The sequence below is a fragment of the Mojavia sp. genome, from assembly GCF_059505145.1.
In genome coordinates this window covers 32,825-40,827 of the sequence record NZ_JCACKA010000096.1, presented here as the reverse complement: position 1 = coordinate 40,827, position 8,003 = coordinate 32,825, and the positions used below count along the sequence as shown (strand labels likewise).

Genomic DNA, 8,003 nt, shown 5'->3' with positions numbered 1-8,003 from the left:
ACTCACCACAATCATTTAGCACTCAGCAGTTAGCATTACTTGAGACTATCCCTGCAATGCAACAGGCGATTGCCGAACTCCAAGCCCAAATCCAGAACCTACTGCCCCCATCAGCAGAGTTCATGCCTCCCGGCTGGGATGCCGAAGTTTGGAGATCGCTTCCTTCGCAGGACAAACGCCACTTCCGGTTCTTGTACCGTCGTCGCAACTTCCGACCGTCCCAAGAGAACCAACCATTGGCCCTACCTGCTACCACTGTTGAGCAGATGAAGGAACGGCAACGGGCTGAGGTTGAACAGTTGATTGGTGAAGTGTCGCCAGAAGAGAAACAGCAATTTCAGGCCGCGAAGCTCCAAAAGCTCAGGGAATTTTGGTCGCAAGCTTCCGTTGAAGAACAAAAAGATATGCCGTTTTAGACATTGGGTAAAAGTATGAGCAGTAAACTAATTACTCCAGAATCACCTCTGCTGGTTCCACCATTACTGGCCGCAGAGATTGGTTTAGAAGAAGCGGTAATACTCCAGCAGATTCATTACTATTGTCAAATCTCCAAGCATATTAAAGCTGACGGGCGGCGTTGGTGAGTGGAAGACGCTCCAGGACTGGGGGCAAACACTGCCGTTTCTCAAAATCTCTACAATTAGGCGGGCGATCGCTAACTTGAGGAATTTCGAGCTAATCGATGTCTGCCGTCATAGTCAAAAGACTTGGTATCAGGCGAACTGGTTTACTGTCAACCTGGAGAATGTCGAAGCTTTATGGAATCGCATTTGCCACGCATCAGCAGATCGATGTGAGTCCTCTTAACATATCGAGTTGCTCAGTTCCAGTAGATGATATCAAAGAGTTCACTCCTAAAGAGTTCTCTTCACAACATCATGCTGCTGAGGAAGAAAAAAGTGAAGTGGAAGAAACCGAGATTTCGGACTATGAACGCGAATTGGTTTGTCTAACCCCAGAATCAGAGTTACCCCAGACCCTTCGCTTCGTTGATGAACAAGAACTGAATGACTCAACGGGCGTGGAAGACCATCATGAGGACACTTTTTCCGGGGCGGTTGAAGCTGATTTAAATGTGCCTAAGCAGGAAATTGCGGAGGTTTGTAATGAGTTGAGGCGGTTGCGGATTAATCCTCAGCCTTGTTTGGGCGTGGTCAAGAAGCATTGGGATAATGTAGCACGGGTGAAGGATGCGATCGCCGAAGGCTGGTGTGATAACCCGACTGGACTGTTTATTAATTCCTGCAAGAGTGGGGCTAAGGGCAAGAATACTGTTACCGCAGATGTTAGTGCTTGGTTTGAGTGGGCGCGGCGGCAGCGGATCGTGCTGGCGATGTCGGGTGGGGTTGTGTATACGGTTGATGGTGAGGCGGTTGCGGTTGTGGAGATGATGAGGCGGTTTCCGGTACAGGAGTAAGGTTCTGCATCTCCTCAAAATGCTGAAATCAATCATCGAGTGATTAGATCGCTGCATAGTCTAAGGCGTGACTCTAGCGAATGAAGAAACTCAATATGACAGAAAGATTAAGCAAAAATACTCTTGTAGATTTTCTGCTGGGATACTAAGACAATGACCCAGCTTAAAGGATTGTAATTAAAAAGCTGATAGTGAAGTTTCCGCAGTGGAGAATTGTTGCAGTGAATAGGTTACTGGTGAAGAAGAATGAGTAGCAATAATTACAACTGTATCAAATTTTATAATATATTTTGAAAGTTAAAAAATAATAAATATTTCAGACAATTTTGTAAGTGCTTTTTATCACAATTACTAAAGATACTTTTGGCACGATTAACGGCAATAACTCTGAAGCTCATCTAAAACATAGGTATATGAAAGGTGGAATAGAAGCTGATATCGGCAGATGATGTAAGCCAAGGCAATTTAAGGAACAATAAAATATTTAGAAAACTTTTAATACTCGTGTTTAAAAATCTGCATTGACGAGCGCACTTGCATAATGTGGAATAATTAGGTGATACGGCTGATGATGCTCACGGGAAAAGAGTTATATGATCGCCCTGCCTGGAGTTACGATCCAAAGCAAAATCTATGAGAGTTCAGCCTCTTTGGTGTATCGAGGGATCAGAGCGCAAGATAATTTAGCGGTAGTTGTAAAATTACTTAAGCAAGATTATCCTTCTACCCAAGAACTAATTCGCTACAGACAGGAATATGAAATTACTCGTCTCCTAAATCTAGAAGGAATTGTCAAGGCATATAGCCAGCAGGAGTATCAACGCACTCTTGTCATGCTCTTAGAAGACTTTGGTGGAGAATCTTTAGAGCAATGGATGTATAAGCGATCAAACTTCAGCCCTATACCTTTATCGACTTTTCTACCACTGGCAATCAATATCACAGAGATTCTGAGCAACATCCATACAGCCAATGTTATTCATAAGGACATCAACCCTGGAAATATCGTCCTCAACCTAGATACTGGGGTTGTAAAAATTATTGACTTTGGCATAGCCACCCGATTTAGCCGTACTAATCCAACTTTCAAAAGCCCGCATGGTTTAGAAGGAACACCTGCTTATCTATCTCCAGAGCAAACAGGGCGGATGAACCGCTTAGTTGATTACCGCACCGATTTTTACTCGCTGGGTGTAACATTTTACGAACTGCTGACTGGACAGTTGCCGTTTCCAACAACGGACATACTTGAGCTAGTCCATTGTCATATTGCCAAACAGCCTATACCGCCTCACCAACTGAATGAAACGATTCATAAACCAGTTTCAGAGATCATTATGAAATTGATGGCGAAAAATGCCGAGGATCGTTATCAAAGTGCTAGGGGTATCAAAGCGGATTTAGAAAGCTGTGCTAACCAACTGATAGAAACAGGGCAAATTAATTGCATTCAATTAGGTTTTCAAGACGTTTCGGGTCAGTTTCAAATTCCCGAAAAACTATATGGGCGCGAAGCAGAAATTGAAGCATTATTGGCGGCGTTTGACAGAGTGGCAGGAACAGCAAATGTTGGCAAAGCTTGCCGAGAAGAGGAAAGCATAGGAAATTCTCAATTTAAAGTAGAAATGATGCTAGTGTCGGGCTACGCAGGAATTGGTAAATCAACCTTAGTGCAGGAAATCTATAAACCAATTACCCAAAAGCGCGGCTATTTTATCTCTGGGAAGTTTGACCAGTTGCAGCGCAATATTCCCTACAGCGCGCTCGTCGATGCGTTACGAAAACTGGTGCAGCAACTGCTGAGTGAACCAGATGAGCAGTTGTTGCAATGGCGAGCGTACCTTCTAACAGCTTTGGGAACCAACGGACAAATCATCATTGATGTAATCCCTGAAGTTGAGTTAATTATTGGCAAGCAGCCACCTGTACCGTCCGTTGGAGCAACTGAATCTCAAAATCGCTTTCATCTAATCTTTGGAAAGTTTGTGCGGGTGTTTTGTTCAGAATCACACCCTCTTGTTATCTTTTTAGATGATTTGCAGTGGATGGACTTAGCAACACTTAAATTAATTGAGTTGATGTTGCTTGATGAAGAAACCCAATTCTTATTTTTAATTGGAGCCTATCGAGATAATGAAGTGAACTCGACACATCCACTAGTATTAACATTGGAAAGGCTGCAAAAACAAGGAGCAGTGCTTAGGGAGATTATTCTAGCACCCTTAACCCTTGAGCCATTGAATCAGTTGATTGCCCAGACGCTACATCAGAATGCAGACACCGTTCGTTCCTTAGCTGAGTTAGTGCTGCATAAAACTGGTGGTAATCCTTTCTTTGCTAGTGAATTTTTGAGAATGCTGTATAGCGAAAATTTGTTGACATTTGATTATGAAAACTTAAACTGGCAATGGAACATCGCTCAAATTCAATCCCAAGATATCACCGATAATGTTGTGGAGTTAATGCTTCGTAAGTTAAAGAAACTACCAGAACTTACACAGCAAATTCTTCGTTTAGCCGCTTGTATCGGGGCTGAATTTAACTTAAATACTTTATCAATTATTTGTAATAAAACTCCTAAAACGATTTTCGTAGATTTACTAACGGCCATTCAAGATGGGTTCATTCAACCTATATCTGAATTAGACAAGGATTTGTTAATTCAAAAGTATAGGTTTTTACACGATCGCGTTCAACAAGCCGCCTACGCCTTAATTGATGAGGCGCAAAAACAAAATGTTCATCTGCAAATCGGTCGCAATTTACTAGAAAAAACTTTGGGCGATCGGCTACCAGATCGATTATTTGAAATTGTCGATCATCTCAATCAGGGAATTGAGTTTGTTACAGATCAAGCAGAACGTAATGAAATTGCCAAACTGAATCTATTGGCAGGTCAGAAAGCAAAAGGAGCGATCGCCTATACTGTGGCGAAAAAATATTTAGCTACAAGTAGAAAATGGCTAGCAACTTTAAGCTGGCAAACAAACTATGATCTGACATTAGATTTATATGTAGAAACAACAGAAATCGCGTATTTATGTGGTGAATTTGAAGATGTAGAACAGTGGGCAAGAGTCGTTCTACAAGAAGCCAAAACGGTTCTCGATAGCGTAAAAGTTTACAAAGTCAAAATTCAGGCTAACATGGCGCAAGGTGAGCAGTTGAAAGCAATCAATACTGCGTTGCAAGTTTTACAGCAATTTGGGATTAGTTTTCCCGAAAAACCAACTCAGTCAGATGTTCAACGTGAACTTGACGCAATTAAATCCCGTTTAGATAAAAAACCGATTGAGAACTTAAGCCATTTGCCCCAAATGACTAATCCAGAGAAGTTGGCGGCAATGCAAATTCTGTCTAGCATCACAATTGCTGCTTATAGCACTGCTCCTATTTTGATGCCTCTACTTGTATCTAAACAAGTTAATTTGTCCATCCAATATGGCAATGCGTCTGTATCTCCCTTTGCGTATGCCAGCTTCGGATTAATTCTTTGTGGAATGGTCGGTGACATTGAGTTTGGCTATCAATTTGGGCAGTTGGCTTTAAGCCTGTTGTCAAAGCTGAATACCCATGCACTTAGAGCTAGAACACTGTTGACCGTTTATACCTTCATCATCCACTGGAAAGAACACGCAAGAGTTCTATTGAAACCATTACTAGAAGGCTATCAAAACGGGCTGGAAACTGGAGATTTAGAATTTGCCGCTTATTGTGCTTATAATTACTGCTTCCAATCCTTTCTCCTTGGAAAAGAACTCGTGGAAGCTAAACGTGAGATGGCAAAATACAAAGAAGTAATCTATCAACTCAAACAAGGAGTGGCACTCACTGCAACTCAAGTATTTCGCCAATCTGTCTTAAATTTGATGGGACGTTCGGTCAATCCAACCCGTTTAATTGGCGAAGCATACAATGAGGAAAATGGATTGCCCCAGCATAAAGCCGTAAATGATGGAACTATTATCTTTGTTGTCTATCTAAATAAACTTTTCCTATGTTATCTATTTTACGAATATGCTCAAGCATTTGAAACCTTAGTAATAGCGGAATCTTATGTAGCCTGCGCCACGTCCGCAACGCTAGTTCCTTTGTACTACTTCTATGCTTCTCTGACAAGACTTGCAACCTATCTGGAAAACAACGCTCAGGTACAAGCAGAAAGTTTAGAGAAAATTGTGGAAAGTCTAGAGAAAATGAAGCAATGGGCAGATTACGCGCCCATGAACTATTTGCATAAATATTATTTATTGCAAGCCGAAACAGCAAGAGTTTTGGGTCAGTTATTGGAAGCAGAAGAGTTCTATGAACAAGCAATTCAAAGTGCTACAGACAATGAGTATTTGCAAGAAGAAGCATTAGCCTATGAATTAGCCGCGAACTTTTACCTATCTCGTGGTAGGAAAAAGTTTGCCCAAACCTATATGAAAGAAGCTCACTACTGCTATGAACGCTGGGGAGCCACTGCAAAAGTAAAGGATTTGGAAATTCGCTATCCACAATTTTTTTCTCAATCATCAGGTAGGGCTTCCACGTCACTTCGCACGACTTCTGGAAACACCTCTAATCACTCAGACATTCCTTTCGATTTAGTGACGGTGATGAAAGCATCTCAGGCAATTTCAAGCGAAATTGAACTGGATCATTTGCTCCATTCCTTAATGAAGATCTTAATCGAGAATACTGGCGCACAAACAGGAATTTTAATTTTACAAGAAGCTGGAGAATGGAAAATTGAAGTTACTTGTAAAATGAATTTCGATCTGGGTGAGAACACTTGCACCATCAATATAATGCCGTCGCTTTCAATGGCTAGTTGCCTTCCCACAGCCATTATTAACTATGTTATTCGCACAAGAGAAAGCGTAGTATTGAATGATGCAACCCGTGAGGGCAAATTTATGCTTGATCCTTACATTAAAAAGCATCAACCTCAGTCGATTCTATGTGCGCCGCTCTTTGATCAAGGCAAAATAACTGGCCTTGTGTATTTAGAAAATAATCTATCGACTGGAGCTTTTAGTAGCGATCGCATCAAGATGCTACAGCTTTTATCAGGACAAGCTGCGATCGCCATTACCAATGCCAAACTTTATGCTGAAGTGAAGGAACGGGAAAGCCGTCTTATACAATTTATTGATGCAATGCCGATTGGAGTTACTGTCCATACTTCTACGGGACACATTACTTATGCTAATCGGGCAACCTATCAGTTAACAGATAAAGCTGATCTCCTAACGGAAGCCCCACCTGAGCAAATCTCTGAAATCTATCAAGTTTATAAAGCTGGAACTAATCAATTATATCCTACTGACCAACTGCCCATTTTTCGGTCTCTGGCAGGGGAGACGGTTACTGTAGACGATATAGAAGTTCGTCTATCAGATAAAACCATTCTTGTACAAATTTCCAGTACACCTGTGTTTGATAAAACGGGAAAGATTGCCTACGCTATTACCGCTTGTCAAGATATAACCGAACGCAAGCAAGCGGAAAAACTGTTAGCCGATTACAACCGCACCTTAGAGCAACAGGTTGCAGAACGGACGGTAGCTTTACAGGAAAGCGAAGCCGCACTACGTTATCGAGAACAGGAATTGCGACTAATTACCGACGCTCTTCCAGTTTGCATCAGTTATGTGGATACCAATCAACGCTATCGCTTTGTCAACCGCACCTATGAGATGTGGTTTAACTGTCAGCGAGATGAGATTCTGGGTAAATCTGTCTCTGAACTTTTGGGTGAGCCAGCTTATCACATTGTGGAACCCTACATCAATCGAGCGCTGGGAGGGCAGCTAACAAACTATGAAGCAGAAATTCCCTATCCGCTTGGCAAAAAGCATATTAGTGCTACCTTCATTCCAGATTTTGATTCCAATGCTCAAGTCAGAGGATTCTATGGTCTGATCACAGACATTGGCGAACAGCGAAACGCTGCACTGCGTGAACGCAAACGCGCCGAAGAAGCCTCAATTCTGGAAGAACGCAACCGCATGGCGCGAGAAATTCACGACACTTTAGCACAAGCTTTCACTGGGATTCTACTGAATGTTGGGGCGGCGACACAAGTGCTAACAGATGATTTAGAAGCGACACAGGCACATCTGGAAATGATCGATGAATTGGCACGAGCCGGGCTTGCCGAGGCCCGTCGTTCAGTGGTAGCACTCCGTCCCCAGCTATTAGAAGATGGCAGTTTACATAGCGCCCTTTCTCGCCTAGTAGCTCAGATGAGATCTGCTGCCGATACCGCTATTATCTACAAAATTAAAGGCACAGCCTATCCAATGCTTGCCGAGGTTGAGAATAACTTACTACGGATTGGACAGGAAGCATTAACCAATGCCGTAAAATACGCTGATGCTTGCGAAGTTCGTGTGGAGTTAGTGTATGAAAATACACAATGCATCTTGTGTGTTAAAGACGATGGAAGGGGCTTCGGGGTTGGTAGCATCCCAAGAGTTGGCGGATTTGGATTGCTGGGAATGAGCGAGCGTGCAGAATACATTGGAGGACAGCTGACAATTAAGAGTCAACCTGGGCAAGGAACAGAAATTATTGTCACTGTAACTCGATAGTAACA

General features: G+C 42.4%; 3 protein-coding genes and 1 pseudogene. All 4 read left to right on the top strand.

Annotation, left to right across the window (positions count from 1 at the left end; genetic code table 11):
- Positions 1-416 (top strand): annotated as a pseudogene (locus tag AC5JL8_RS27515) (BRO family protein); the annotation flags it as partial.
- Positions 417-431: 15 nt separating this feature from the next.
- Positions 432-584: a hypothetical protein gene (locus tag AC5JL8_RS27510; RefSeq protein WP_495882861.1), complete on the top strand. Its 153-nt coding sequence runs from the start codon at positions 432-434 to the stop codon at positions 582-584.
- A gap of 209 nt (positions 585-793) precedes the next feature.
- Entirely contained in the window at positions 794-1,417 is a 624-nt protein-coding gene (locus AC5JL8_RS27505) for a hypothetical protein (protein ID WP_495882860.1), read from the top strand.
- 593 nt (positions 1,418-2,010) lie between these two features.
- Positions 2,011-7,998 carry an AAA family ATPase gene (locus tag AC5JL8_RS27500; protein ID WP_495882859.1) on the top strand — a complete coding sequence of 1,996 codons (5,988 nt, stop codon included), beginning with the start codon at positions 2,011-2,013 and terminating at the stop codon, positions 7,996-7,998.
- Positions 7,999-8,003 lie beyond the last annotated feature (5 nt).